Origin of the sequence: Paenibacillus glycanilyticus (assembly GCF_023715145.1) — a bacterium.
GTDB lineage: Bacteria > Bacillota > Bacilli > Paenibacillales > Paenibacillaceae > Pristimantibacillus > Pristimantibacillus glycanilyticus_A.
In genome coordinates this window covers 887,469-912,669 of record NZ_JAMBNP010000001.1, presented here as the reverse complement: position 1 = coordinate 912,669, position 25,201 = coordinate 887,469, and the positions used below count along the sequence as shown (strand labels likewise).

Here is a 25,201-nt window from a genome sequence, read left to right as displayed (position 1 = left end):
TAGCTTGATAGTGATCGATGAATGGCAGCAGGAAGTACTGGCAGGTTGGCTGAAGGATCAGCCGGAGGCCGCCAGCCATTTGTATACGTACTCCGGGAACAAGGTGGACTGGAAGGGCATAGCCGAAGCCCCGGCATACTCCGGGATGATCGGAGAGATCAAAGCGGAGGGCGAACGTCTGCTTGACCGCCCGATTCCTGTGCTGAGTCAAGAAATATACGAGCTGTTTGAGACAACGGGGAACCGGATCAGCTACGAAGGCTTGTATTTCGAGCGTAGAAGCCGCCTTGCCTCGTTTGCTCTTCTGCATTGCCTTTACCCTGAAGCCTCCGAATATCGCCAGGCTCTGATCGAAACGATTGAAGCCATTCTGGAGGAGATGACCTGGTGCCTGCCTGCTCATATGAGAGGACAGTCGGTTGACCGCCATATCGACTTGTTTGCTTCCGAGACGGGTTTTGCTTTGGCGGAGATTTTGACTCTTACGGAATCAACGCTGCCGCCGGAGCTGAGGGAATCCGTCCGCGCACAGATTGAGCGAAGATTGTTTGTTCCGTATCTGGATGATCAATATCCTTCGTACCATTGGGAGACAGCCGACCATAACTGGGCAGCGGTATGCGCGGGCTCGATCGGTTCGGCAGCCTTGCTGCTTGAGCTGGACCATGAACGGAAAGCGGCCATCATTCATCGGGCAATAGGAACGATGAGCCATTACTTATCCGGCTTTGGAGAAGACGGTGCCTGCGCGGAAGGGCCGGGTTACTGGAATTACGGCTTTGGTTACTATGTGTATTTCGCCGATCTTCTTAAGCGTGCTTCCGGCGGCAGGGCGGATTTGCTGGATTCCAAGCATGTGCGGACAATCGCCAGGTTCCAGCAAAAAGCTTATCTCGTGCGTAACCGCCCAGCGAACTTCTCGGATGCCGCATCCTTTGTAAGCGTAAACATCGGCTTGTCCGACTATTTGGCCTCTCATATCGGAGAAGTCGCCTTTGCGCCGATCACTATCCGCGCAGGCTTTACCGACGATCATTGCAGCCGCTTTGCCCATGCTCTTCGCAATCTGGTCTGGTACAGGCCGGATGCTTCAAGACTAGAGGATTGGGCAAGCGGAAGCTCGTATTTGGCTGATGCTCAATGGTTGATTTCGCGAGTCAGCAGCGAGGCAGGCAGCTTTGGCTTTGCGGCCAAAGGCGGACATAACCATGAGCCGCATAATCATATCGACGTTGGTCATTTTATTCTGATTGCCGATGATGACCCGGCGTTTGCCGTAGATCTGGGAAGCGGGGAATATACGGCGCAGTATTTCGGTGAAGGCCGTTATGAATATGAATGTACGGGAGCGCAGGGGCATTCTTTGCCCATTGTTAAGGGACAGCTTCAGGCGGTAGGCGCTGAAAGTGCGGCGGTTGTAACACGGATTGAGCTTGGAGAGACCGTGGACCGTTTCGGGCTGGAGCTTGTAGCCTGTTACCCTGACAGCGGTATGGCCTCTTATAAGAGGCAATTTGCCTGGCATAAATCCGGACTGCCCGAGCTCGACTTGACGGATACGTTCCAGTTCCGCGAGGCCGGCGGGGCGATTACGGAGGTCATCGTAAGCAAATGTGTGCCCATCATACAGTCGGAAGGCCGGATTTTGTTCAAGGGCAGCCGCCATGCGGTAATGCTGTCTTATGAACCGCAGGGTCTGGAGGTTTCGATTGCGGAGCGTCCTTACTCCAATCATTCGGGCAAGGAAGAAAGCTATTATCGTATTTATCTGATTTCGAAAGACGAAGCATCTCTTGACCAAACCTTTGCACTCAACTTCAAATTTATAGAATAGGTGGAATCCGAACGATGAACATAACTGCCGCAAGTCAGATTGAAGCCGCTCCATGGGTTAACGAAGCTTGGGAACAAACGGTGAGCAAGGTGCTGCGGACAAGCGCCCGAATTGGCGCGGGGTTCCCTCATGCCAGCCAAGGCGGCACGTATGTGCTTGAAGCTCCCCATTGGTGGACAGCCGGCTTCTGGCCGGGTCTCTTGTGGCTGCTTCATGAGGGAGCGGGGGACGCCAATTTGCCCTTCCGCCAAATCGCTGAAGAGTGCGAGCTGAAGCTGGACGAGGTTCTGGACGGTTATGACCGTCTGGATCATGACATCGGGTTTATGTGGACGCTGACGAGCGTCATCAATTATAAACTGAACGGCGGAGAAGCATCCCGCAGAAGAGCGCTCAAAGCAGCGAACTATCTGATGGGACGCTTTAACCTGAAGGGCAATTTTATCCGCGCTTGGAATCCTTGGAGCGAAGGGGAGGACAACAGCGGCTGGGCGATTATCGACTGCGCGATGAACGTGCCGCTGCTGCATTGGGCAGCCCGCGAGACAGGCGACTCCAGATACATCCATCTGGCCGAAGCGCATATGGACACGGTGTTGAAGCACTTTATCCGCAAGGACGGATCGGTTCGCCATATCGTCCGCTTTGATCCGCAATCCGGCGAAGTGGCTGAATATATCGGCGGCCAAGGCTTTGGACCGGAGTCTGCCTGGTCCCGCGGAACGGCGTGGGCGGTATACGGACTGACGCTGGCAGCTAAACATACGGACCGGCAAGAGTTTTTGGATGCGGCCAAGCAAGTATCGCATTTCTTCCTGTCTCAGCTGCCGGAGGACAGCGTGCCGGTATGGGATTTCCGCGCGCCGGAGGAGACAAAATGGCTTCGAGATTCTTCCGCAGGTGCATGTGCCGCATGCGGCTTGCTGCTGCTGGCCGAGCTGGTGCCGGCAGAGGAAGCGTCCGGCTACCGCAACGCCGGGGAGCGGATTCTGAAGTCCTTGTACCAGAACTACGGCTCGTTTGACCAGGATGGCGAAGAAGGTCTTATTCTGCACGGAACAAGTCATTACCCGGAACGCAAAAATATGGATGTGCCGCTCATTTACGGCGATTATTTCTTTGTGGAGGGTCTTGCTCGCCTTAGAGGAGGCGTCACTATTCCATGGGAGTAAAGTCGCCGATCGCAGCTAACCCGCTGCGCACCAAAGCGGATCTGGAGCTGGCGTTCAGCCAGCTGACGAAGCCGCTCCTGCCGTACTATTCCGCAGGGGGAGCACGCCTTGGCCTGAACGGTTCAGGTGCGGGCCAGTCTCCGGATGTCGCCCAAATGGAGGGCTTCTCGCGCATCATATGGGGGCTGGCGCCCCTGGCGGCAGGAAGCGGTAAGGTTGATGAGGAGCTGCTGCAGTTAGTGCTGAAAGGCATTACGAACGGGACCGATCCCGCGCACGCGGAATATTGGGGGAAGGTAGCGGATTACGATCAGCGACTTGTGGAGATGGCTTCGCTTGGACTTGCGTTAGCCATTGCTCCGCAACGTTTGTGGGAGCCGCTGAGCGATCGCGCGAAGCAGCGTTTCTATGATTGGCTGAACCAGATTAACAGTCACAAATCGCATGATTGCAACTGGCTGTTCTTCCATGTGCTCGTCAATGTGGGTTTCCATAAGCTTGGGCTGCCGTACGCGAAGGATCAGCTGGATTCGAATCTGAACCGTCTTGAGGATTTTTACCTGGAAGACGGCTGGTTCGAGGACGGCGTTAACGGCCACAGCGATTATTATGTGCCCCTAGCCTTCCATTACTGCGGACTGATCTATGCGGCGCTTATGAAGGAAGAGGATCCGGAGCGGGCAGCACGCTTCGAGGAGCGGGGCGCTGTGTTCGCCCGGCAATTCGCGAACTGGTTCTCCGAAGACGGAAGGGCTCTCCCTTACGGGCGCAGCTTGACTTACCGCTTTGCGCAGGGAGCCTTATGGGGCGCGTACGCATTCGCCGGCGTTCAGCCGTTTGAGCCTGGCGTGATCAAGGGACTTTATTTGCGCCATCTGCGCTGGTGGTTGAGCCAGCCGATTTTCTCATCCGACGGCGTGCTAACGGTAGGATACAGCTATCCGAACCTGATCATGGCAGAAAATTATAATGCTCCGGGATCCGTCTATTGGGCGTTTAAAGCCTTTCTGCCGCTGGCGCTGCCGGATGATCATCCTCTCTGGCAGGCAGAAGAGCTTCCGCTTCCCGAGCTTCCGGCAATATCGGTTCAGAAGGCCCCTCATCTCGTGATCTGCAGACACGGCGAAAGGGATCATATCGCTGCCTTTAACGCCGGCCACCGGAGCACAAACGAGCATACTCATACATCGGCGAAATACGAGAAGTTTGTATACTCCGCATCCTTTGGTTTTAGCGTGCCGCGGGCAGAATGGGGCTTGTCTCAGGGGGCGTATGACTCCATGCTTGCCTTAAGCGAGGGCGATAACCTGTACCGCGTTCGCCGTAAAAATGAGGAAACCCATATTGACGGGGATGTACTGACCTCCGTGTGGAAGCCTTGGCGGGATGTGACGGTCAAGACTTACCTGCTTGCCGGCTTGCCTTGGCATTTGCGGATTCACCGGATTGAGACGGCTAGAGAGCTGGATGCAGCCGAAGGCGGTTTCGCCCTTCCGCTCGATTCGTTGCCGCAAGTAAGCACACAAGCAGGAAGCGTGATCGGCCGCACCGGATTTGGCAGCAGCGGGATAACGGGGCTTCAAGGCTTTGAACGTGCAGAGCTGGTCTCGGTTCAATCCAACACCAACCTGATGCATCAAAGGACATCCATCCCTACGCTTTTAACGAAGCTCAAACCGGGTAAGCATGTCCTGGTTTCCGCCGTTTATGGTGAACCCGGCGCCGAAGAGGAGATTAGTCCGGATCAATGGCGTGACCGGATTGGCTTGTCCGTCGAGCCGGATCGGATCAAAGCAATCAGTCCGTCCGGCAAAGAAATCATCATCGATTTGTAAAAAATGAACCGCCTCCGCCCAAGCTGCATACGATGTTGGCAGAAGCCTATTGGGGGAATGCCAATAATGAAAAGCATGACCGCGCCAAACGGCCGCCGGCCATCGTTAACGACCTTTGTTCTTGTTCTTTACGTGCTTCTCGTGATCTTGTTGTTTTTCTGTTTCTGAAATGAATAAAAATGGCCGTGCAGGTTATCTGCACGGCCATTTAAATGCGGTTTTTTAGAAGCCGATGTATTGCGGCTCTTCGCTTTCAAGCTCCTTCACGCGTCCTGCCACTTGATCGACGATGGATTGCGTCTGTTGCGCTGCCTGCTCGAACATTTGCTTGGCTGCTTTATTTTCGGTCGACAGAGCAAATTGCTCCAGGCTTGCCTGCGCGCTCTTCAAAGAGGCAACGCATGTTTTTACATCGGATGCTACGGTCATGTCCAAACACCTCCTTAAGCACTTTAACAAAACTAATATGGCAGTCTCCCCCTTGTGACATGCATGGAAATTACCGCCATGTCCGCCTGAACCATTTTCCTGCTGTGGAAAATGGTTATTCGTGTTGCCAAGAGGCTTTTGGCAAATAATCATATCGTAGAAATAATCGACAGGGGGACTCGAATTGTGCAGGACTGGTTAGAGATTTCTCTACGTACCATACTGGCGATATTTGTCCTTTTCATTCTGACTAAGATCGTTGGAAAGCGGCAAATCTCACAGCTTTCGTTCTTTGAATACATTACCGGGATATCAATCGGCAACCTGGCCGCATATGTATCGCTGGATTTGGAAGCGACCTGGTATTTGGGGTTGGTCTCGCTTGGCGTATGGGTAGCCGTTTCCTTCGGGATTGAGCTCCTTCAACTAAAGAGCAAGAAAGCCCGAGACCTGATTGACAGCAAAGCAACCGTTCTGATCAAAGGCGGTAAAGTGCTGGAGGACAACCTCAAGAAGGAACGGCTGACGACCGACGAGCTGCTCGAGCAGCTGCGCAAAAAAAGCGCGTTTCGCGTAGCCGATGTGGAGTTCGCCATTATGGAGCCGAGCGGCGATATCAGCGTATTGCTGACCCGTGAGAATCAGCCGATCACCCCTGCGCATCTTGGCATTAAGGTAGCGCCGGAGCATGAACCGCAAACGGTCATTATGGACGGCAAAATCATGGACGAACCATTGTCCACGGTTGGTCTTAACCGAAGATGGCTCGCGACCGAGCTCGAGAAGATTGGCGTCACGCTCGATAATGTTTTTATCGGTCAGGTGGATGCTTATCGCCAATTATACGTAGACCTCTACGATGACCATATCAAGGTGCCCCAGCCTCAGCTTAAGGCAGAGCTGTATGCCTTGTTGAAGAAAATAGAAGCGGATCTTGAGCTGTTTGGACTTTCGACGAAAAACACGGAAGCCATGCATATGTACCAGCGATGCGCGCAAGAAATGCAGCAGGTCATCACGAAGATGAAGCCGCTGCTGCATCATTAGCATAAGCGTCAGGAGGCAAGGATCATGTCGAGCAAAACCAAGAAGTTTACACCGGTACAGCAGGAGTATCAGGAACTCGCCAAGAAACACGAGCCTAAAAGGCCGGTTCTTATCAATTGCGTTAAAGCATTTCTGGTTGGCGGAACGATCTGCATTGTCGGGCAAGCGGTGCAGGAAATGTTTGTTCATTTGGCCGGCTTTGACGAGAAGAAGGCCAGCAATCCGACAGTCGCCGTTATGATCTTTATATCCGTTGTACTTACGTGCTTTGGGATCTACGATAAATTGGCTCAATGGGCCGGGGCCGGGTCAGCCGTTCCGGTAACCGGGTTTGCGAATACGATGTCTTCCGCGGCCATAGAGCACAGGAGCGAAGGATTAGTATTGGGTGTAGGCGGCAAAATGTTTAAAATCTCCGGCCCCGTTATTGTGTTTGGCGTGGTGGCCGCCTTTGTAGTTGGCATACTACATCTTATCTTTAATCCTGGCGCCACCGGGGGAGGTCACTGACGATGCTGAAAGGCCATCAAAGCTGGCTCTTCGATAACAATCCGGTTATTTCCGGAGCTGCGGCTATCGTGGGTCCGTTTGAAGGACAAGGCCCGCTTGCGCAAGATTTCGATATCGTTCACGGAGATCTCCGGCTTGGTCAGGACAGCTGGGAGAAGGCCGAGCGGATGCTGCTCGAGGAAGCGGCCAATCTGGCGATCGAGAAATCCGGGATCACCAAGGAATCGATTAATTTCCTGGTCGGCGGGGATTTGATGAACCAGATTATAAGCTCTACGTTTGCCGCAAGAACGCTGCAAGTTCCTTATATCGGCGTATTTGGCGCCTGTTCGACCTCCATGGAAAGCCTTGCCATAGCGGCCAATCTTGTCAATTCACGCTCAGCCAAGTATGCCATGGCCAGTGCCTGCAGTCATAACGCGACCGCTGAGAAGCAGTTCCGCTACCCGACGGAGTACGGTTCGCAGAAGCCGCCAACTGCCCAGTTTTCCGTAACCGGAGCCGGGGTGAGCATCGTAACGCAGCAAGGCAAAGGGCCCCACGTAACCTCGGCGACGATGGGCCGGGTTGTGGATATGGGAATTACCGATCCGTTTAATATGGGCGCGGCGATGGCGCCTGCAGCGGTTGATACGATACAAGCCCATTTCAGGGATTTTAAGATTGAGCCCGGTTATTATGATCTTATTGTAACGGGTGATTTATCCAAGGTTGGTTATGCGATTGCCAACGAAATGTTTGAGAAGAACAAGTTTCCCATTCAACAAACGGTCTATAAGGACTGCGGCATGATGATGTACGACTACGAGAAGCAAAAGGTTCAAGCAGGCGCCAGCGGTGCAGGCTGTTCAGCCACCGTAACCTACGGTCATTTGCTTCGGCGCATGCGAGAGAAGGAGCTGAACCGCATTCTTGTTGTCGCAACCGGCGCTTTGTTATCTCCAATCTCCTATCAGCAGGGAGAGACGATTCCATGCATTGCGCATGCGGTTTCCATTGAGAATGAGGTGAGGCAGACATGATCTTTTTATGGGCTTTTCTGGTTGGCGGGGCGATCTGCGTGTTTGGCCAAATTTGCTTTGACGTATTTAAGCTTACCCCTGCCCATACGATGACGCTGCTTGTCGTGCTTGGCGCTATAGGAGACGGCGTTGGCATCTACGATCCGCTGATCAAGTTTGCCGGTGCCGGCGCTTCGATTCCGATCACGAGCTTCGGGAATGCGCTGGTTCACGGCGCTTTGGATGAGATGCAGAAGACAGGGTGGATTGGCATCATTACGGGCATCTTCAAGGTTACCAGCGCCGGCGTTTCCGCGGCCATCATTTTCTCCTTTATTGCCGCCTTGTTCGTTAAGCCAAAAGGTTAAATGCCTCGCAAGTAGACCCTCGCTGCCAGCAGCGGGGGTTATTCGCTTTTTGAACAAGAACGCCAGCTTGATCAAATCATCCATCGATACATATCCTTTCATCTAATGACAAATAATGTACTTACCATGTGTACATAAAAGGAGTGTAGCGTTATGGCAGTAAAAAGCGCCGGAGGCGGCAAATACCGCAAAATGTCGATGTCGCCGAAGGAATACCAAGCCTTTGCCAAGACACGCGAGCCGTCGCGTTCCATATTCGGCAATTGTATTCGCGCTTTTATCATTGGCGGTGCTATTTGCGTGCTGGGGCAGGCGATTCAGCAGCTGTTTATCCACTTGGCGCATATGAAGCCCGAGGATGCCAGCAATCCGACTGTTGCGGTGCTTATTATCATCTCCGTGATCTTGACGAGCATCGGGGTATATGACAAAATTGCCCAGTTTGCCGGCGCCGGCTCAGCCGTACCGGTAACCGGATTCGCCAATTCGATGTGCTCCGCCGCGCTTGAGCATCGCAGCGAAGGGCTTGTGCTTGGCGTAGGGGGCAATATGTTCAAGCTGGCCGGTTCCGTTATTGTCTATGGTACCGTTGCGGCATTTTTTGTCGGCATTGCCCATCTTATCTTTGGTACGGGTGGTGCACATTAACATGCTGCAAGGAAAACAGACATGGAAGTTTGAGAACCGCCCGGTTCTGATCGGGGCGGCTACTGTCGTCGGTCCGGATGAAGGCGACGGTCCGCTGGCTGCGGATTTTGACCTGGTTCACCCGGAGCTTGACATGCAGCAGAAAAGCTGGGAGAAAGCCGAACGGCTGCTGCTCGAGCAAGCCTCGGAATTCGCGCTGAACAATGCCAAGATTGCCAAGGATCAGCTGCAGTTCTATGTCGGCGGGGATCTGATGAATCAGATTATCAGCAACAGCTTCGCCGCAAGAACATTAGGCGTGCCGAATATCGGCGTATTTGGCGCCTGCTCTACTTCAATGGAGTCGCTTGCGATCGCGTCGCTTATGGTGAATTCGGGTGCCGGTCAATACGTGCTTGCCGGAACCTGCAGCCATAACTGCACGGCGGAGAAGCAGTTTCGTTATCCGACGGAATACGGCTCCCAGAAGCCGCCAACGGCGCAATATACGGTAACCGGTGCCGGTGCCGTGGTTGTGGCGGCATCAGGCGACGGACCTGTCGTTGAATATGCGACGATCGGCAAGGTGGTCGATCTGGGAATCAAGGATCCGTTTAATATGGGAGCGGCGATGGCGCCTGCGGCGGTAGACACGATTCAAGCTCATTTTAACGATACGGGCCGGACGCCGAAGGATTATGATCTGATCGTAACCGGAGACCTGGCCGGCGTGGGTCACCCGCTGGCGAAGGAGCTTCTCATTCGTGATGGCGTGCCGATGAATGACACTACGTTTAAGGATTGCGGGCTGATGGTGTATGACGTGGAGCGGCAAAAGGTACAGGCGGGTGGAAGCGGCTGCGGCTGCTCGGCTGTTGTAACTTATGGCCATATCCTCAAGAAGATCGCGAACGGAGATTTGAAGCGTGTGCTGGTTGTTGCGACTGGCGCGCTGCTGTCTCCGCTTTCCTTCCAGCAAGGCGAAAGCATTCCTTGTATCGCACATGCCGTTGCGATCAGCGGCGGAAAGGAGTAACCAGATATGCAATTTCTATGGGCTTTTATCGTAGGTGGCGCAATATGCGTGGTTGGCCAGCTGCTGTTTGACGTTGTAAAGCTTACTCCGGCACATACGATGGCAACTCTCGTGGTAGCGGGTGCGATCGTGGATGGACTAGGCTGGTATGAGCCGCTTGTCGATTTTGCCGGTGCCGGCGCAACCGTGCCGATTACGAGCTTCGGCAACGCGCTAGTTCACGGGGCTTTGACCGAGCTGCAGAATTCCGGCTGGATTGGCGTCATCTCCGGCATCTTCAAAGTGACCAGCGCCGGTATTTCGGCAGCGATTATCTTCTCCTTCCTGGCGGCACTCGTTATTCGTCCGAAAGGGTAAACAAGACAAAAAGAAGGCTTGCCACCACGGTGGTAAGCCTTCTTTTTGCTTGCCGTCATCTGCTGCCGCCCGTGCCTCGGGAGATCATTCTCGTTACCTGAATAATCAGCTTCAGGAAGAAGCTGTTCTGCGGGAAGGCAAGATAACGCGGCTGCCACTCGGGGTCGAATTTCTCCTTGAAGCGCCGTATTCCCTGAAATCCGTAGAAATGGCTTCCTTTTAAGAACACCCATCTTGCCAGCTGCTCGCCCCTGTAGGAATAGACCGATTCGCCCACACTCGCAAGAGGCGCCATCCCCAGATTGAACACTTGATAGCCTTCCGCTTTCGCCCATTGCAGCAAATGAACGAACAGGACGTCCATGACGCCGCTAAGACCATCGCGATGACGCATCAGATCGATGGAAATCGATTGGTTGTTGTCATAGACCGGCATGATGCTTGCAAAAGCCGCGACGCGATTCTCGTTATCCCTGAGAACGGCAACGGGAGCCAGCTCCAGATAGGCTTCATGGTAGGTGCCAAGCGAGAAGCCTTTTTCCTTATCGCCATCCAGCCATTCATCGGATACGGCTCTGAGCTCGGATAACAGCATGGGAGAAAACGGCGGCTTGAGGATATCAAACGTAAAGCCGTTCCGCTCATACTTGTTGCATGCCGACCGCAAATCCGCTTTGCGCCGGCCGGATAATTGGAACTGATCCAGGGGGACAATGGCTTCTTCTCCCAACTTGAAGAATCGGTAGCCATATTCGTGGTACAGGGGCAATTGCTCGGCTTTCACCTGGTAAAAGACGGCCGTTGCCGCGTAACGGTCCGCATAATCGCGGAATTGGCGCACGAGCTGCCGGATGGAAGCCGGATCGCCGATCGGATCGCCAAGCGCAACGAGCAGCTTGCCCATGCGCCCGTAAGCCAGCACCGCTTTATGATCGGGCGTCCACATGAAGCTCTTGTCTCCCATGTACAGCAGATGAGTAAGGAAGTTGCCGGGATGCTTCTCAAGAAGCTTCTCCAGCTTTTCCCAATCCTGCGGTCCCGGAGCCGGTGCCGGAGGGAGTCTCGGGACGAATATCCTTCTGACCGTCAGCACGATCCAGCTGACGGCTAGCGCCAGGATGCCTTCCTGCAACAATTCCTCGTCCTTCAACGTATAACGGGTATGCCATTTGGCATGGTGAAGCATGCCGGGAGGAAGCTCGTTTGTCGATATTCCGACAGATAGATAAAGCAGCATCACAAAGAGCGATATGCCTGCCCATCCGATCGTTTTGCGCAGCGTGAATACCGATTCTTCCCGGGTGAACCGTGCCTTGGACAGCCATAAGAGCAGGCACACTAGGAGCAGGAAGATCGCTTCTTCATATTCGAATCCTTTCAGGATCAAAGCCAGCGTACCGCCGAGCAGCAGAATCATGGCCAGGAAGTATGCCCGTTTCACGCGGAAACGGATTCCCTCGGACACCATCAGCATGAGCAAGCCGATCAGTACGGCCAGCTGATGGGAGCCCTTCATCGTAAATGGCGTTACGAATTGCTCCAGCAGCTGCATCCGGTACCAGCTGCCGGGGGTGGCCGCGGAGACCAGCAGGAGAATACCGCTTATGAAGACGAGCGCGGCAAGAGCCCAGGTGCTGATGTCGCTCAGAACGGCGGATTGGCTTGGCCAATTCCAGACCGTATGCCAGCGCTTGATGGCGGGTTTCAGGACCTGCTCCTGGGTTTGCGTCCATCTTTCCTTTCCCGGGATCCACTCCGTTGTGGCAAGGGCAAGTCCAATTGCCCAAGGCAGGAAGCAGTAAAAGATGCGGTAGAGCACAAGAACGGCCAATCCCTGGTCTGGCGATAAGCCCAGGTGCTGGAAGGCAAGCAGGACAATGGCATCAAAGGAGCCCAAGCCGCTTGGCACAAAGCTCGCCACGCCGGCAATAGCGGCAATGACATAAATACTCATCGCTTCCCGGAATCCGACAGGCAGATGCATCAAGTGGATGATCAGCCAGAACGACAAGGCAGCGAGCAGCCATTCCGCGAGCGATGCCGCGATCATTTGCAGTACAGGTGTTTTGCGAGAAGAAGCTTCCTCCTCCGTTTCGGTCAACCCCAGCATGTTGCGAAGCTTGGGCAGCCTGCCAAGCATGGAGAATAACACGACGTACAAGGCGATAACGATAACCGCCAGATAGAGCCAGAGATGATGGGCAAGCAGGCTGCGGTCATTCCATACTCCTGCCAGCAGAAGAAGGGCAAGGATCGAGAGTCCGGTAAGCCCGGATAAGGACTGGTAGACCAGAGTCCGAAGCCATGCCGGGCCTTGAAGTCCCCACTTGCGGTATAACGTAACGCGCAGTCCCGCGCCGGTCAGTCCGGCGAATCCCATCGCATTGTTGAAGGAGTTGGCGATCCAGCTTATTTTGAAGACGGCAGCCCTCGGCACTCTCGCCCGGTTCCATCTGATCAATATAAAGTCATAGGCTGACATTGCAGCTACGGCCAGGAAGCAGGCAGCGGCGAGCTGGACATGATCGATTAAGTGCAAATGCTTTAGCAGATGCAAGGCTGCAGCCGGACTGATCTCTTTTATGAAGCCGCTGATTTGCGTGTACAGAAAGAGCAGGATAACGAAGGGCAAGAGCATTTTGAATACAGGCTTGAATCGGTTAGAAATGCGGGATAGACGAGTCAGCAAACGATGGGCACCCTCTTACGGATAAGTTGTACGCGAACAGATCCATTAATAACGGCAGGCTGTTCGTCGTGAGTGAAGATATTGCCAATATATCATATGAAAATAACGATTCCTATTTTCACAAAGGGCAGGCGGTTCGGTTTGTCAGACTATGTGGAAACTTCCAATATTTTTCGGCAGTTCGTTCATTTGTGCTAGCCAAAGGTACTGCTGTAAAATAGTACTTAATCCCCTTATTTTTGCATCCATTATTCTGCAGGAGGTATGCCCATTGGAAACGCGCGTTGCGGATATGCAATTATGCTCCTTAATCTTAAATAGCTTAAATGAATGTATTCTTGGAAAACAAAGTGAAATCGAACGTTTGATGATAGCCGTACTTGGAGGCGGGCATATTCTGCTTGAAGATGTTCCGGGCACCGGCAAAACCCAGCTGGTAAAGGCGCTGGCGAGAACGATAGGCGGACAATTCCGTCGGATTCAATGTAATCCCGACCTGCTCCCGACCGATATTACGGGCGTATCCATATACCACCCGAAACAGGAGCAGTTTATTTTCCGTCCGGGACCGGTTATGACCAATGTCCTGCTCGCCGACGAGATTAACCGCGCGACAACAAAGACGCAATCCGCCTTGCTGGAAGCCATGGAGGAGGGCCACGTAACGGTCGACGGCGACACGTACATGCTTCCGACGCCGTTTATTCTGCTGGCTACGCAAAATCCGATCGATTTCGAGGGGACGTATTCTCTGCCGGAAGCCCAGCTCGACCGTTTCATGATGAAGCTGTCGCTCGGATACCCGAACGAAGCGGATGAACAACGCATGATTCTGGCGAGAGAAGCCGGGCATCCATCGGACCGGATGGAGCAAATCACTTCAATTGAAGACATTGAACGTATTCAGCTGGAGGTGCAAGCCGTTCATGTGGACGACGCGGTCGGCAATTATTTGATTCAGCTCGTCCGCGCGACACGCTCGCATCCGCATGTTCTGCTTGGCGCGAGCCCGCGTGCGGCCATTGCGCTGTCCCGTGCTGCGAAGGCAAGCGCGTTCCTCGCCCAGCGTACGTTCGTTACGCCCGATGATATTAAGAAATTAGCTCCTTATGTCTTATCGCACCGCCTGCTGCTTCAAACCGAGGCGCGGATGAACGGCCTGAGATCCGAAGATATTATCGCTGAAGTTCTGGATACGACGAAGGTTCCTGTCCGGCTGGAGCGTTGATCCCATGCATGCGGTGAAAGAGATGAAGTCACGCAAACGCTGGAGGCTTATCGCATTGATTTATGGCGCCGCGCTGCTCTATTTATTATTTCAGGGCGGCAAGACTGCGCTAATGCTGTTTATGATTTTGAATGTATTGCTGCTTTATTTGGCCTTGGGACGCTGGAGCGGGATTAGCCGCGTGTCGGGTATCCGCAGCTATCGCCAGAGCGGAGCAGCTTCCAATAGTGACCATTCGCTCTCGGCGGGCAGCACGCTTGACGTCCAGCTGTCGGTTAAGGTTCCCGGCGTATATCCCATACCTTATGTTCTGGTTAGAGACAGGCTGCTCCGTCATAACGGTCAGCAGCTTCAATTCGAATCTTCCTTCGTTCCGAACTTTAAGCGTTCGGGAGAAGTACTGTACCAGACACCGCCGCTTCAGCGCGGAGAATACCGTTTTGGCACAACGGAATGCGTATCCCATGATATCTTCGGCTTGTTTGAGCATTCGGGCCGATTTGGCTCGGAGGCGGTATTCAGCGTTCTGCCGCAGATAGTTCCGCTGCGCCAATGGCATAGCATTCAAAGCGGCTTCCGCGGCCCCTTCTCCCATGCGGTTGCCCCGCGCGCGGCGAAGGAGACGACGCAAATTAACGGCGTTCGCGAATACTTGTATGGCGACCGGCTGTCGCGGATCCACTGGAATGCCACGGCCAAGACCGGCGACTGGAAGTCCAAAGCTTTCGAGAGAGAATCATTGCCGCGTACCCTTATCATTCTCGACCGTTATGCCGCCGACTATCCGGCTCCGGCATCGGACCGGTTCGAGCTCGCGGTCTCCACGGCCGCCTCGCTTATTGACAGCGGTTTGAAGGGGGATACGGCGATCGGCCTGATGTCTTCAGGAAAGAAGCTGACGATGCTGCCGCCAAAGTCAGGGGTAGAACAGCGCAACTCGCTGCTGAAGCATTTGACCTTTGTGGATGCCGATGCCGAGCAAGGGCTGTACAAGTCGCTGATGGCAGCCGATTCCCTGCTTGAGCCGGGTTCCTTCGCGATCATGATCAGCGGGGCCTCCGGCAAGGAAGCCATCCGCGCAATGGAGTGGCTGTCCCGCAAAGGGCTGACGCCATGCCTGATGCATATCGGAGGAGAACAGCGCCTGCAAGAGCAATGGCGTCTAATGATCCGCAGCAAGGGCTGGTCTTTATTTGAACTGAAGCAGCTGCAGGAGCTTCCTGCCGTGCTGGAAGGAGGCCGGGCATGAGCCTTTTTCCCCGTTTAACCGCATTTTGCCGTCAGGTGATCATTAAGATTTCGCCGAACTGGTATTTTAAGCTGTCGCGATTATTTATTGCACTTATGCTGATTAATACGATCCGGATTTTTGAAGGCTTCTGGTGGAAGGAAACCTTCTACGCTGCCAGCTTTACGCTTCTCCTCGCCGTTCTTGCCGATTGGCTGCTGCCGCGGGGGATGAGAGCGCTGCGGATTGTCGCGCAATTGATGCTTGCCTTAGGCGCCACGATCTATTTCGCAGGGCTCAAAAAGGTTGTTCTGACCATACCGGAACAAGAGCGGCATTGGAGCGATTTCTTCCATTTGATAGGGGGATATGCTAAGCAGCTTCATCCTTTTATTTGGATCAGCGGCGCGCTGCTTCTCATCTATATCCTGTTTGAGACGTGGATAAAGACGAGACCTCGCCTGTTCGGGTTTATTAGCGTTAACATTCTTGTTCTGACCATTGCGGATTCGTTCACCCCGATCTGGTTATGGGACGAGGTTGCCTGGACCGTATTCCTCGGACTGCTCTGGCTAGTCGCGAATCACTTGCATAAGCTCGAGCGCCAGCATCCCGGCAGCTGGCAGGAGCTGATTGAGTATCCGCTGCAATTGATGCTGCCAATCATCGTTGTCCTGTCTTTGCTTATGACGGCAGGCATTGTGATGCCAAGCGTATCGCCGATTATTCAGGACCCTTATACGATGTGGAAAGAGTCAAAAGGCGAGACGGTAAATGTGTTTCTGGGCGATAAGGGAATCGAAGCGCCCGTTGACGTCAGCACCAGCAATTCAAGCTCCGGTTATGGACGCGACGATTCCCAGCTGGGAGGCGGCTTTGATTTTGACTATTCTCCGGTAATGACGATAACTACGACCCATCGCAGTTATTGGAAGGGCGAGACAAAGACGGAATACTCCGGGGAAGGCTGGTCGGTTAACGATTCGACGGACCGGGAGCGGTTAGCCTCCGTAGGGAAGGAATGGGAACTGCCGTTAATCGAAGGCCGCGATTTAGCGGAGACGATGAAGGTGGACCAGCAAATAAGAATGTCCAATAACGATATTTATCCGGTATTGTTCGCGGCTTCGCCGATCACCTCCGTCCATTGGGTGGATGATCCGGATGCTTCGGTATTGCCGAAGAGTCTGAAGTGGGCGGTTAATGAACAGGAGCTGATCTGGTCGGACAAACCGCTTCGCAGATTTCCGCAAAGCTATTCGGTTACCTCGGAAGTTACGATATTAGATGAAGAGGGACTGCGTAAGACGGAGGCCGAATTTTCAGATCCTGCCGAGACGAAGAAATATTTGCAGCTGCCTTCCTCTCTGCCTGGCCGCGTGCGTTCGCTTGCCGATACGATCACAGCGGGCGCGGTAGATGATTACGACAAGGCCAAGCTGATTGAAACGTATCTTCGCCAGAACTTCCAGTATACGAATAAGCCGGACAAATCGAAGCTGACCGGGAACAGCGGGGATTTCGTTGATCAGTTCCTCTTCGAGCTGAAGGAAGGGTATTGCGATTACTTCTCGACGGCAATGGCGGTATTGTCCCGTTCCGTCGGCCTGCCTGCCCGCTGGGTGAAGGGCTTTGCTCCCGGCGTAATGCCAGCATCGGAATACGTGCCGTCGGCCGGCGGCATTCCAAGCGAAGCGGAATTAAATCCGGACGGAGCGGGGACCTATACGGTTCGCAACTCCGATGCCCATTCCTGGGTTGAAATTTATTTCGAAGGCTATGGCTGGATTCCGTTTGAGCCTACGGCAGGGTTCAACTTCCCGTATTCGGTACAGGAGGTTGAGCAGGAGCCTGCGCCGACGCCTTCAGCTGACTTGAATACGGATCCGGTGAAGGAGGAAGTATCCAAATCCGATGCCGGTTTCCATTATTCGGCCGTGATTTGGAGCGTAATTTCCGTATTTGCCGTAATCGTGCTTGCGCTTGCGCTGCTGCGCACGCCGTGGATCCGTTCCAGATACCGTTCCTACTCCGGCAATGACCGGATTGTGTGGGAGACGGAGAGGCTGCTGCGTCTGTGCCGGCGCAAAGGCTATGAACGCGAGGAGCACGAGACGCTGCGCGAAGCGATTCAGCGTTGGTCGCCAAGCCACAAGCGTTTGAATACGTTGTTCCGAGAGGTTCTCGATGAGTTCGAGCGGGCGAAATACAGCCCGGTTCAAGCGACAAGCGCGGACATGGACCGTTTTATTATGAAGATTAAAGCGATCAAAGAGGAATTGTAGAAATTTATGTACATTATATAGAAGAAAGCCAAGCCGCTCGCCTTGCGCGGGCGGTATTTCTTTTGCAACAAAATCGGAATATATGGTATAGTTTCGTAAGATAGCAGGAGATGAGCGAAAGTTCAAGGGGGCAAGGCAGCATGTTCGAGAGATTATTGCCGCATTTACGCGTAAATTCGGTGTACGATATTCAGCTGGACGAGCTATATAAAAAGGGTGTCCGCGGAATCATCACCGATCTTGATAATACGCTTGTTGGAGCACGTGAGCCGCTTGCAACGCCGGAGCTCACGAGTTGGCTGGAACAAGTTCGGGATTTTGGCTTTAAAGTTGTCATTGTGTCGAATAATAACAGGACGAGAGTGTCCAAATTCGCCGATCCGCTGGGCATTCCGTTTATTCATGCCGCGCGCAAGCCGGCTAATAAATCGTTCCATAAAGCGCTTAGCGTACTCGGGCTGCCCGTGGAGCAGACCGTTGTGCTTGGCGACCAGATGCTGACGGATGTACTGGGCGGGAAACGTATGGGTTTGTATACGATTCTGGTTACTCCAATAGCTCCTGCTGACGAAGGAATAATGACCCGCGTGAACAGGAGAATCGAGCGGTTTGTTCTTTCCCGTTTGCGTAAAAAAGGGACATGGTATGAGGGGGAGACGAAGTGATAGAAGAGCAGCAAAGTCAGTCGCATGCATGCGCAGGCTGCGGAGTGAAGCTCCAGACGGAGCGTCCGGAAGAGTCGGGCTACCTGCCCGAAGCGGCATTAAACCGGGAGCCGGTTATTTGCCAGAGATGCTTCCGTATTCGTAATTATAATGAAGCTTCATCGATAACGGTCGATCAGGATGATTTCTTGCGCCTGCTCGGCAGCATCGGGTCGACGGACAGCCTGGTTGTCCATATTGTCGACTTATTTGATTTTGAGGGAAGTTTGATTTCCGGCCTGCAGCGCTTTGTGGGCAATAATCCGGTTGTGCTTGTCGTAAATAAAGTCGATCTGCTGCCGCGTTCAATGAATTTGAACCGTCTTCGCAACTGGGTACAGAAGCAGGCGAAGGCGGAAGGCTTGCGCACGGTTGATATTGTTCTTTGCAGCGCCAAACGGAACATCGGCTTTGAGCATGTTATTGAAGCGCTGGAGCGTCACCGGAAGGGCCGCGATGTTTACGTAGTTGGCGCGACCAATGTCGGCAAGTCTACGTTGATCAACCGCCTTATCCATGATTACAGCGATATGGAGCGCGAGCTGACGACTTCGCGATATCCGGGAACAACGCTTGATGCCGTCCATATTCCGCTGGATGACGGCAAAGCGATTATCGATACGCCGGGGATTGTGTACGCAACCCGGATGACGGAAATCGTTCCGCGCGGCTTCCTGCAGTCTTTGCTGCCTGATAAGCCGATCAAGCCGCTTGTCTACCAATTAAATGACCAGCAGACGTTGTTTATCGGCAGCCTTGTCCGGTTCGACTTCGTAGAGGGCGAACGCCAATCGTTTACGCTGTACATCTCTAACGCGCTTAACGTACACCGTACGAAGCTTGAGCGGGCGGATGACCTGTACGAAGAGCACCGCGGGGAGCTGCTTGGCGCGCCGTCGCGCGAAGAGCTGGATGAGATGCCGGCATGGACCCGCCATTCGATTCGGGTTCCGCGCGGCGCGAAGAAGGATATTTTCTTGTCCGGTCTTGGCTGGATTCAGGCAAATGGTACTTCTGGCGCGATCGTGGATATCTACGCGCCTAAGGGGATTAAGGTGCTGCTTCGCGATTCGCTTGTATAGAAGAGAGGGGAACGGGAACATTGACGGTATCCGCGCTTGACACTGGGATTACGGGGAACCGGATTGACAGCCATACGGTGCTGTATGGTGTGATTGGCGATCCGATCCGTCATTCGAGATCGCCGATCATGATGAATCGCGCATTTCGCGAGACGGGGATTAACGGAGCCTATATGGCCTTTCATATTACGCCGGATAGGCTGGGGGAATTTGCCGCGGGTATTCGGGCGATGGGCATTCGGGGAGTTAATGTGACGATTCCTCATAAGCTGGATATTATGAAGTATATGGACGAGATTGACGCCGGCGCGAAAGCGATCGGCGCGGTCAACACGATTGTGAACGATAACGGCCGTTTAATCGGTTATAATACCGACGGAATCGGTTATGTCCGCTCCTTGAAGGAGGAAGCGGAGCCGGAGCTTGCGGGCAAACGGATTGTGGTCATTGGCGCTGGCGGCGCATCGCGCGGAATTGTCTATGCGCTTGCCGGCGAACAGCCTGCCGGCATTACGATTGCCAACCGCTCCGTGGAGCGGGCAGAGGAGCTCGCGCAATCGCTGAGGTCAATGGCGGATATCCGCGCGGTTGCGAGCGATGAACTGCAGGCGGCCTGCCGCGATGCGGACATTGTAATCAACACGACGTCGGTTGGCATGCATCCTCATACCGAGGCTAGTCCGATTGATGTTTCGTGGCTGAAGCCGGGTGCCGTAGCCAGTGATTTGATCTATAATCCGCTGCGTACCAAGTTTCTGCAGGATGCGGAGCAGCATGGCTGCCGCGTTCATGGCGGACTTGGCATGTTTATTTATCAAGGAGCTTACGCTTTCGAATATTGGACAGGGCAGACAGCCCCCGCTGCAGCTATGCGCGAGACGGTACTGCAATCCCTGGTCTAATTTCATTAATAATGACAACCCTATAGAGATGAAAGAAGGAACAACCCATGTTAACAGGCAAACAAAAGCGTCACCTCAGATCGCTGGCTCATCATCTTCAGCCGATCTTCCAGGTAGGCAAAGGCGGCACTAATGATCAGCTCGTTCGTCATATTGAAGAAGCGATTGAAGTTCGCGAGCTGATTAAAATTTCGGTACTGAACAACTGCATGGACGACCCGAGAGAGATCGGAGCGGAAGTAGCTGAAGCTGCGGGCGCCGAGCTGGTTCAGGTCATCGGCAAGACAATTGTTCTGTACAAGCAAGCTACGGAAGAGAAATACCGCAAGATCGAGCTGCCTAAGGCTGTAGCTAAATAGCGAAAGCCGGAAGAGGAACTTGATGAGCAGAATCGGCATAATGGGCGGAACCTTCGACCCGGTTCATATCGGCCATCTGATTGCGGCGGAGGCAGCGCGTGACGGCTGCGGGCTGGACGAGGTATGGTTTATTCCAACGTATCAGCCTCCGCTTAAGGACAATCAACCAGGCGCAAGCAGTGAATTGAGATTTCAGATGGTAAAAGAAGCATTAGGGGGCAACCCGGCCTTCAAGGCGCTGGATGTCGAGCTGAGGCGCGGCGGAATGAGTTATTCCATTGATACCGTGCTGGAATTGAAGAGACATTATCCGGATGCTGCCTTCTCCTATATTATCGGTTCGGACAGGATTAACGATCTGCCCAAATGGCATCGCATCGAAGAGCTGGCGGAGCTGATCACCTTCATCGGACTTGAACGGGAAGGAACGGCTCTGCAGCTCGGCGAATTGCCCGAATATATCCGTCAGCGCATAACGATGGCGGCAATGCCGCCAATCGGCATATCCTCTACAGATATCCGGAGCAGAGCCCAATCGGGGCGTACGATCGCTTATCTTGTACCGGACACCGTTCATCAATTTATAAAGAGGAGAGGGCTTTATGAATCGTGAACAAATGATTGAATCGGTCAAATCGCAAATGCCGGAAAAACGCTGGAAGCATGTAGAGGGCGTTATGGCGACTTCCATCATCCTTGCCGAGCGCTTTGGGGAAGATCCGGTAAAAGCCGAGCTTGCGGCCATTCTGCATGATGTAGCCAAATATTGGCCCATTGCGAAGATGGAGCAGATTATTCGGGAACAGCAGCTCGACCAAGGGCTGCTGGATCATGACAAAGCATTATGGCATGCGGAGGTTGGGTACTGGGTTGCCGAGCATGAATATGGCGTGAAGGATCGGGAAGTGCTTGACGCAATCCGGTATCATACTTCCGGGCGGGTTGGAATGACCAAGCTGGACAAAGTGGTATGTCTGGCTGACTATATGGAGCCCGGACGGGATTTTCCGGGGGTTGACCGCATACGCGAGCTGAGCGAGACGAGTCTCGAGCAGGCGCTTATCGCAGGCTTTGATTCCACCATCTCATTCTTGCTGGAGAAAGGGAACCGGATTTATCCGCTGACTGTGGAGTCCCGCAATGATTTAATAGAAGAGCAAAAATAGGAGGCTGAGCTATGACCGTACATTCGGACGAATTGCTGCAAATTACGGTGACGGCTGCGGAAGACAAGAAAGCGCAGCGCATCGTAGCATTAAACTTGAAAGAAATTTCGCTTGTGGCAGATTATTTTGTTATTTGCCACGGTAATTCAGATACGCAGGTACAAGCGATTACAACGGAAATCCGCAAGCAGGCGGAGATGCGCGGCGTACGCGTACGCGGCATTGAAGGAATGGATTCGGCCCGCTGGGTACTGATCGACCTTGGGGATGTTATCGTCCATGTATTCCATCGCGACGAGCGTGATTACTATAATATCGAACGTCTGTGGTCCGATGCGAAGGTAGTGGAATTCGCATGAGTCTGACAGCCGGTACGTTTGTAACTTTGAGGGTGGCGCGTGAAGTGTCGCCCTACGGCTATTTCTTGACCGATGAAGAGTCGGAGGTGCTTCTGCATTACACCGAGCTGGTCGGCAAGAAGCCGAAAATGAATGATGAAGTTGAAGTGTTTATCTTCTTTGACTCCGAAGACCGGATCGCGGCAACCATGAAGCGCCCGAAAATCCTCCTTGGGGAGATGGCGCGTCTGAAGGTTGCCGATGTTCATCCGAGGCTTGGCTGCTTCCTGGAGATTGGCTTGGGACGTCAGCTGCTGCTGCCGATCTCGGAGCTGCCGGAGAAGGTGGAATTCCGTCCGCTGCCAGGCGATGAGGTGCATGTTGTGCTTGGGCACGATAAGGCTGGACGATTGCTCGCAAGAACGGCAGGCGAGGACGAGCTGGGTCCGCTCGTATTCGAAGCGCCGCAGTCCTGGCGCAACCAATGGGTCGAGGGCTGGGTAACGAAGTCCCTTCAAATGGGCTCGTTCGTGCTTGTGGACGGCGGCGTTGTGGGCTTTGGCGTATACGGATTAATTCCGGCACCCGAACGCGTTCGTCCGCTTCGCCTTGGCGAGCGTGTATCTGCCCGCGTGACGTTTATCCGCGAAGACGGCCGCGTCAATCTGTCGATGGCGAAGCTGAAGCAGGAAGGACGATTAGAGGATGCCGACCGCATTCTGGCTTTCCTGCAGGAGCGCCCGGGCGGCGGAATGCCTTACTCGGACGAATCGCCTGCGGAGACGATCAAGCAGCGATTTGGCATCAGCAAGTCCGCCTTCAAACGCGCATTAGGCAAGCTTATGCGGGAAGGTCAAGTCACGCAAAGGGGAAGCTGGACGTATCTGGCGGACCCAACCGCTGGTTCCGAGGCTGCCGAACCCGCATCCCCAGAGCGCACGGAGGAATAGCGGCATGGATGCATACGGTCAATTTGCATCGGTCTACGACAAGCTGATGCAGGACATGCCTTACGAAGATTGGCTGCAGTTCGCCCATGACAGCTGGGAGCGGTACGGCATGCCTATGACGGTAGCGGATCTCGGCTGCGGCACGGGCAGCATCGCCATCCCTCTTGCTCTCTCCGGTCTGGAGGTATATGGAATCGATCTGTCGGCCGACATGCTGACCGTTGCCCACAGCAAGTGGGAGGAGGCCTCCTCGCAGGTTGCGCGCGCAAGGGGTAACGCGACTTGGCTGGAGCAGGACATGCGGGATTGGACGCTTGCAGAACCGGTGGATACGGTGATTTCCTTTTGCGACTGCGTAAATTATCTGACAGAGGAAGAGGATGTGGAGGCAGCCTTTAAGGCGGCTTACGATAATCTTCGCGATGGCGGATTATTTCTGTTCGATGTTCATGACCCTAAAGTGTTCCTTCGTTACGCGGAGGAGCAGCCTTTTGTGCTGGATGAGGATGAGGTTGCCTATATATGGACCTGCGAGCTGGACGAGTCCCGCCTGCAGATCGAGCATCACTTGACGATATTCGCCGAGGAGAAAGACGGGAGGTTCGAGCGCTTCGAGGAAATGCATGCGCAGAGGGCGTACGAACGCGCCTGGATGGAGGCTGCCTTGAAGCGGGCGGGCTTCCGTACGGTTGACTGCTACGCGGACTTTGAGCTTGAGCCTGCGGGCGACCGTTCGGAACGGTTGTTTTTCGCGGCGGTGAAGTGAATGCGAATGAAAGCAAACAGGGTTGTCTTCCGTCACGCATGGTGACAAGAGACAACCCTGTTTGTTGTTTGAATAGGAGAAGGTATAAGCAGTTATCCTACTATGCTTATACTTCATGCGCGAAACGAATGCCGCACCTCCTTAGGAGAACGCAGCCGTTTACGCTTGAGGCGCTGTAATGGTGTCTGTAAGCTCTTCCGCTGCTTCCTCCGTCACTTTGTGCGGAGGGACGAAGCAGGAACGGCAGCGAGGCTCGTAGCTCTCCGTATCGCCGATCAGGAAGACCGGGCCAAGCTTGGCTGGCTTGCCGTTTACGATCCGCTGGGTGAATGTTGCGTTCGCATCGCCGCATACCGCGCAGAACGACGTTAATTTCACAATTTCGTCGGCAATTGCGAGCAATCCGCCGATATAGCCGAATTCCTTGCCGCGGTAGTCCATGTTGAGGCCGTCCACGATGATGTGCTTCCCTAAATAGGCCAGCTCCTCTACCAGAGCAATGATAGGCTTGCCGAAAAAGGATGCTTCGTCAAACGCGACGACATCGGCATCCTTTGTCTCGCACAGGATTTGTTCGACCGTAGAAGGCGAGAGCTCGCGTGGGACGCTAATTGCGGGAAGGCGGTATCCGATCCGGCTGACGATTTCCTCGGTGCTGAACCGGTCATCCTCTGCCGGCTTATAAGCCTGTACCTGCTTGCGGCCGTATTTCATCAACTTCTGGCAGCGGCGGATGAGCTCCCCTGACTTCTCCGAAAACATGGGCCCGATAATGACCGTAATGAATCCTCTATCCATGACTTATCCCTTACCTTTACTTCAATGGTTGTATCATTTTAGCAGAATAAGTCGGAAATGCAATAGGGGTATTCGACACATTTTTTTAGTGTTCGACACGAGATATGGATTTTGCTCTAAAACTTTGCTGTCCGAAATCCGATCTATTAATTATTCCCTTAATGCGTCCTTCAATCTGCTGTTCATGCTGCCCGGGGATGCCGATCCGCGGACAGAAGCCAGCTTCAATTTTTTCAATTCCTGCTTCAGACGATCGTTTTCCTGCGTCAAACCATCTATGAAAGGCAGCAGTCCGGGCACCGTATATCCGGCATCCTGGAACAGCTTAAGCACGGCTTCGCGGAGCTGTTCCGGCGTGATTTGCTTGTCCATTTGTACCTCCGTAATAGCAATAAAATGTCACTATCCCATCATATCCGCATCTGTTAAAATAGTCGAGTGCCGAAAAAGCGCGAATAAATAATTTCTCCATAATTTGCATTGACGAGGC

The 25,201-nt window shown here is 53.7% G+C and carries 26 protein-coding genes; 22 read left to right on the top strand and 4 right to left on the bottom strand.

Annotation, left to right across the window (positions count from 1 at the left end; all coding sequences use genetic code 11):
- Nucleotides 1-4: 4 nt before the first annotated feature.
- The 3 genes from M3194_RS04310 to M3194_RS04300 are packed head-to-tail and all read left to right on the top strand — an operon-like array spanning nt 5 to nt 4,841.
- Nucleotides 5-1,834, top strand: a complete 1,830-nt coding sequence (locus M3194_RS04310; protein WP_251651797.1) for a hypothetical protein — start codon at nt 5-7, stop codon at nt 1,832-1,834.
- 14 nt (nt 1,835-1,848) lie between these two features.
- Nucleotides 1,849-3,006 (top strand): glycoside hydrolase family 88 protein, encoded by a 1,158-nt coding sequence (locus tag M3194_RS04305; protein WP_251651795.1) that lies wholly within the window; start codon nt 1,849-1,851, stop codon nt 3,004-3,006.
- Nucleotides 2,997-4,841: a DUF2264 domain-containing protein gene (locus M3194_RS04300; protein WP_251651793.1), complete on the top strand. Its 1,845-nt coding sequence runs from the start codon at nt 2,997-2,999 to the stop codon at nt 4,839-4,841. The genes M3194_RS04305 and M3194_RS04300 overlap by 10 nt, the downstream gene beginning before the upstream one ends.
- Nucleotides 4,842-5,063: 222 nt before the next feature.
- Here M3194_RS04300 and M3194_RS04295 read toward each other — a convergent pair whose 3' ends face one another.
- A complete protein-coding gene (locus tag M3194_RS04295) occupies nt 5,064-5,270 on the bottom strand; it encodes a DUF1657 domain-containing protein (RefSeq protein WP_091180449.1) in 207 nt (68 codons plus the stop codon).
- 186 nt (nt 5,271-5,456) lie between these two features.
- On the opposite strand from M3194_RS04295, the gene M3194_RS04290 reads away from it, so the two are divergent.
- From M3194_RS04290 to spoVAE (M3194_RS04260), 7 genes are all read left to right on the top strand, one after another.
- On the top strand, nt 5,457-6,317 hold the full coding sequence (locus M3194_RS04290; RefSeq protein ID WP_251651791.1) for a DUF421 domain-containing protein: 861 nt from the start codon (nt 5,457-5,459) through the stop codon (nt 6,315-6,317).
- A gap of 24 nt (nt 6,318-6,341) precedes the next feature.
- Entirely contained in the window at nt 6,342-6,827 is a 486-nt protein-coding gene (spoVAC, locus tag M3194_RS04285) for a stage V sporulation protein AC (RefSeq protein WP_285889078.1), read from the top strand.
- Between the two features lie 2 nt (nt 6,828-6,829).
- Nucleotides 6,830-7,849, top strand: a complete 1,020-nt coding sequence (spoVAD, locus tag M3194_RS04280; protein WP_251651790.1) for a stage V sporulation protein AD — start codon at nt 6,830-6,832, stop codon at nt 7,847-7,849.
- A complete protein-coding gene (gene spoVAE, locus M3194_RS04275) occupies nt 7,846-8,196 on the top strand; it encodes a stage V sporulation protein AE (protein WP_251651788.1) in 351 nt (116 codons plus the stop codon). Before spoVAD (M3194_RS04280) ends, spoVAE (M3194_RS04275) begins: the two co-directional genes overlap by 4 nt.
- 153 nt (nt 8,197-8,349) lie before the next feature.
- Nucleotides 8,350-8,844 (top strand): stage V sporulation protein AC, encoded by a 495-nt coding sequence (gene spoVAC / locus M3194_RS04270; RefSeq protein WP_015845600.1) that lies wholly within the window; start codon nt 8,350-8,352, stop codon nt 8,842-8,844.
- 1 nt (nt 8,845) lies between these two features.
- A complete protein-coding gene (gene spoVAD, locus M3194_RS04265; protein WP_251651786.1) occupies nt 8,846-9,859 on the top strand; it encodes a stage V sporulation protein AD in 1,014 nt (337 codons plus the stop codon).
- Between the two features lie 6 nt (nt 9,860-9,865).
- Nucleotides 9,866-10,216 (top strand): stage V sporulation protein AE, encoded by a 351-nt coding sequence (gene spoVAE, locus M3194_RS04260; protein ID WP_251651785.1) that lies wholly within the window; start codon nt 9,866-9,868, stop codon nt 10,214-10,216.
- 55 nt (nt 10,217-10,271) lie between these two features.
- Here spoVAE (M3194_RS04260) and mprF read toward each other — a convergent pair whose 3' ends face one another.
- Entirely contained in the window at nt 10,272-12,905 is a 2,634-nt protein-coding gene (gene mprF / locus M3194_RS04255; RefSeq protein ID WP_251651783.1) for a bifunctional lysylphosphatidylglycerol flippase/synthetase MprF, read from the bottom strand.
- Nucleotides 12,906-13,176: 271 nt separating this feature from the next.
- On the opposite strand from mprF, the gene M3194_RS04250 reads away from it, so the two are divergent.
- The 12 genes from M3194_RS04250 to M3194_RS04195 all read left to right on the top strand — a co-directional run bounded on the left by M3194_RS04250 (nt 13,177) and on the right by M3194_RS04195 (nt 23,913).
- Nucleotides 13,177-14,133 (top strand): AAA family ATPase, encoded by a 957-nt coding sequence (locus tag M3194_RS04250; protein ID WP_397334266.1) that lies wholly within the window; start codon nt 13,177-13,179, stop codon nt 14,131-14,133.
- Between the two features lie 4 nt (nt 14,134-14,137).
- Entirely contained in the window at nt 14,138-15,382 is a 1,245-nt protein-coding gene (locus M3194_RS04245; RefSeq protein WP_251651782.1) for a DUF58 domain-containing protein, read from the top strand.
- Nucleotides 15,379-17,646 carry a transglutaminase TgpA family protein gene (locus tag M3194_RS04240; RefSeq protein ID WP_251651780.1) on the top strand — a complete coding sequence of 756 codons (2,268 nt, stop codon included), beginning with the start codon at nt 15,379-15,381 and terminating at the stop codon, nt 17,644-17,646. Before M3194_RS04245 ends, M3194_RS04240 begins: the two co-directional genes overlap by 4 nt.
- Nucleotides 17,647-17,786: 140 nt before the next feature.
- Nucleotides 17,787-18,311 carry a YqeG family HAD IIIA-type phosphatase gene (locus tag M3194_RS04235; protein ID WP_251651778.1) on the top strand — a complete coding sequence of 175 codons (525 nt, stop codon included), beginning with the start codon at nt 17,787-17,789 and terminating at the stop codon, nt 18,309-18,311.
- Nucleotides 18,308-19,432: a ribosome biogenesis GTPase YqeH gene (gene yqeH, locus M3194_RS04230; protein WP_251651777.1), complete on the top strand. Its 1,125-nt coding sequence runs from the start codon at nt 18,308-18,310 to the stop codon at nt 19,430-19,432. Before M3194_RS04235 ends, yqeH begins: the two co-directional genes overlap by 4 nt.
- 20 nt (nt 19,433-19,452) lie before the next feature.
- Nucleotides 19,453-20,334 carry a shikimate dehydrogenase gene (gene aroE, locus M3194_RS04225; protein WP_251651776.1) on the top strand — a complete coding sequence of 294 codons (882 nt, stop codon included), beginning with the start codon at nt 19,453-19,455 and terminating at the stop codon, nt 20,332-20,334.
- A gap of 47 nt (nt 20,335-20,381) precedes the next feature.
- Nucleotides 20,382-20,693, top strand: a complete 312-nt coding sequence (gene yhbY / locus M3194_RS04220) for a ribosome assembly RNA-binding protein YhbY (RefSeq protein ID WP_251651775.1) — start codon at nt 20,382-20,384, stop codon at nt 20,691-20,693.
- Between the two features lie 22 nt (nt 20,694-20,715).
- Complete coding sequence (gene nadD / locus M3194_RS04215; RefSeq protein ID WP_251651774.1) at nt 20,716-21,306, top strand: nicotinate-nucleotide adenylyltransferase; 591 nt, start codon at nt 20,716-20,718, stop codon at nt 21,304-21,306.
- Nucleotides 21,296-21,859: a bis(5'-nucleosyl)-tetraphosphatase (symmetrical) YqeK gene (gene yqeK, locus M3194_RS04210; RefSeq protein WP_251651773.1), complete on the top strand. Its 564-nt coding sequence runs from the start codon at nt 21,296-21,298 to the stop codon at nt 21,857-21,859. Before nadD ends, yqeK begins: the two co-directional genes overlap by 11 nt.
- Nucleotides 21,860-21,870: 11 nt before the next feature.
- Nucleotides 21,871-22,218 carry a ribosome silencing factor gene (rsfS, locus tag M3194_RS04205; protein WP_251651772.1) on the top strand — a complete coding sequence of 116 codons (348 nt, stop codon included), beginning with the start codon at nt 21,871-21,873 and terminating at the stop codon, nt 22,216-22,218.
- Nucleotides 22,215-23,147 (top strand): CvfB family protein, encoded by a 933-nt coding sequence (locus tag M3194_RS04200; protein WP_251651771.1) that lies wholly within the window; start codon nt 22,215-22,217, stop codon nt 23,145-23,147. Before rsfS ends, M3194_RS04200 begins: the two co-directional genes overlap by 4 nt.
- Before the next feature lie 4 nt (nt 23,148-23,151).
- The gene (locus M3194_RS04195) at nt 23,152-23,913 is read left to right on the top strand and encodes a class I SAM-dependent DNA methyltransferase (protein ID WP_251651770.1); all 762 of its coding nucleotides are present in this window, start codon (nt 23,152-23,154) and stop codon (nt 23,911-23,913) included.
- A 159-nt stretch (nt 23,914-24,072) separates the two neighbouring features.
- On the opposite strand, the gene M3194_RS04190 is transcribed toward M3194_RS04195, so the two are convergent.
- The gene (locus tag M3194_RS04190; protein ID WP_251651769.1) at nt 24,073-24,711 is read right to left on the bottom strand and encodes a thymidine kinase; all 639 of its coding nucleotides are present in this window, start codon (nt 24,709-24,711) and stop codon (nt 24,073-24,075) included.
- Between the two features lie 150 nt (nt 24,712-24,861).
- Complete coding sequence (locus M3194_RS04185) at nt 24,862-25,083, bottom strand: hypothetical protein (protein WP_251651768.1); 222 nt, start codon at nt 25,081-25,083, stop codon at nt 24,862-24,864.
- Nucleotides 25,084-25,201: the final 118 nt, after the last annotated feature.

Bases quoted from the DNA above. Each gene is read 5' to 3' on its own strand.
- M3194_RS04195 (WP_251651770.1), top strand. From the start codon at position 23,152: ATGGATGCATACGGTCAATTTGCATCGGTCTACGACAAGCTGATGCAG.
- spoVAD (WP_251651786.1), top strand. From the start codon at position 8,846: ATGCTGCAAGGAAAACAGACATGGAAGTTTGAGAACCGCCCGGTTCTG.
- M3194_RS04235 (WP_251651778.1), top strand. From the start codon at position 17,787: ATGTTCGAGAGATTATTGCCGCATTTACGCGTAAATTCGGTGTACGAT.
- M3194_RS04190 (WP_251651769.1), bottom strand. From the start codon at position 24,711: ATGGATAGAGGATTCATTACGGTCATTATCGGGCCCATGTTTTCGGAG.
- spoVAC (WP_015845600.1), top strand. From the start codon at position 8,350: ATGGCAGTAAAAAGCGCCGGAGGCGGCAAATACCGCAAAATGTCGATG.
- spoVAE (WP_251651785.1), top strand. From the start codon at position 9,866: ATGCAATTTCTATGGGCTTTTATCGTAGGTGGCGCAATATGCGTGGTT.
- M3194_RS04240 (WP_251651780.1), top strand. From the start codon at position 15,379: ATGAGCCTTTTTCCCCGTTTAACCGCATTTTGCCGTCAGGTGATCATT.
- M3194_RS04245 (WP_251651782.1), top strand. From the start codon at position 14,138: ATGCATGCGGTGAAAGAGATGAAGTCACGCAAACGCTGGAGGCTTATC.
- spoVAE (WP_251651788.1), top strand. From the start codon at position 7,846: ATGATCTTTTTATGGGCTTTTCTGGTTGGCGGGGCGATCTGCGTGTTT.
- M3194_RS04200 (WP_251651771.1), top strand. From the start codon at position 22,215: ATGAGTCTGACAGCCGGTACGTTTGTAACTTTGAGGGTGGCGCGTGAA.
- yhbY (WP_251651775.1), top strand. From the start codon at position 20,382: ATGTTAACAGGCAAACAAAAGCGTCACCTCAGATCGCTGGCTCATCAT.
- M3194_RS04300 (WP_251651793.1), top strand. From the start codon at position 2,997: ATGGGAGTAAAGTCGCCGATCGCAGCTAACCCGCTGCGCACCAAAGCG.
- M3194_RS04305 (WP_251651795.1), top strand. From the start codon at position 1,849: ATGAACATAACTGCCGCAAGTCAGATTGAAGCCGCTCCATGGGTTAAC.
- spoVAD (WP_251651790.1), top strand. From the start codon at position 6,830: ATGCTGAAAGGCCATCAAAGCTGGCTCTTCGATAACAATCCGGTTATT.
- spoVAC (WP_285889078.1), top strand. From the start codon at position 6,342: ATGTCGAGCAAAACCAAGAAGTTTACACCGGTACAGCAGGAGTATCAG.
- nadD (WP_251651774.1), top strand. From the start codon at position 20,716: ATGAGCAGAATCGGCATAATGGGCGGAACCTTCGACCCGGTTCATATC.
- rsfS (WP_251651772.1), top strand. From the start codon at position 21,871: ATGACCGTACATTCGGACGAATTGCTGCAAATTACGGTGACGGCTGCG.
- M3194_RS04295 (WP_091180449.1), bottom strand. From the start codon at position 5,270: ATGACCGTAGCATCCGATGTAAAAACATGCGTTGCCTCTTTGAAGAGC.
- M3194_RS04185 (WP_251651768.1), bottom strand. From the start codon at position 25,083: ATGGACAAGCAAATCACGCCGGAACAGCTCCGCGAAGCCGTGCTTAAG.
- yqeK (WP_251651773.1), top strand. From the start codon at position 21,296: ATGAATCGTGAACAAATGATTGAATCGGTCAAATCGCAAATGCCGGAA.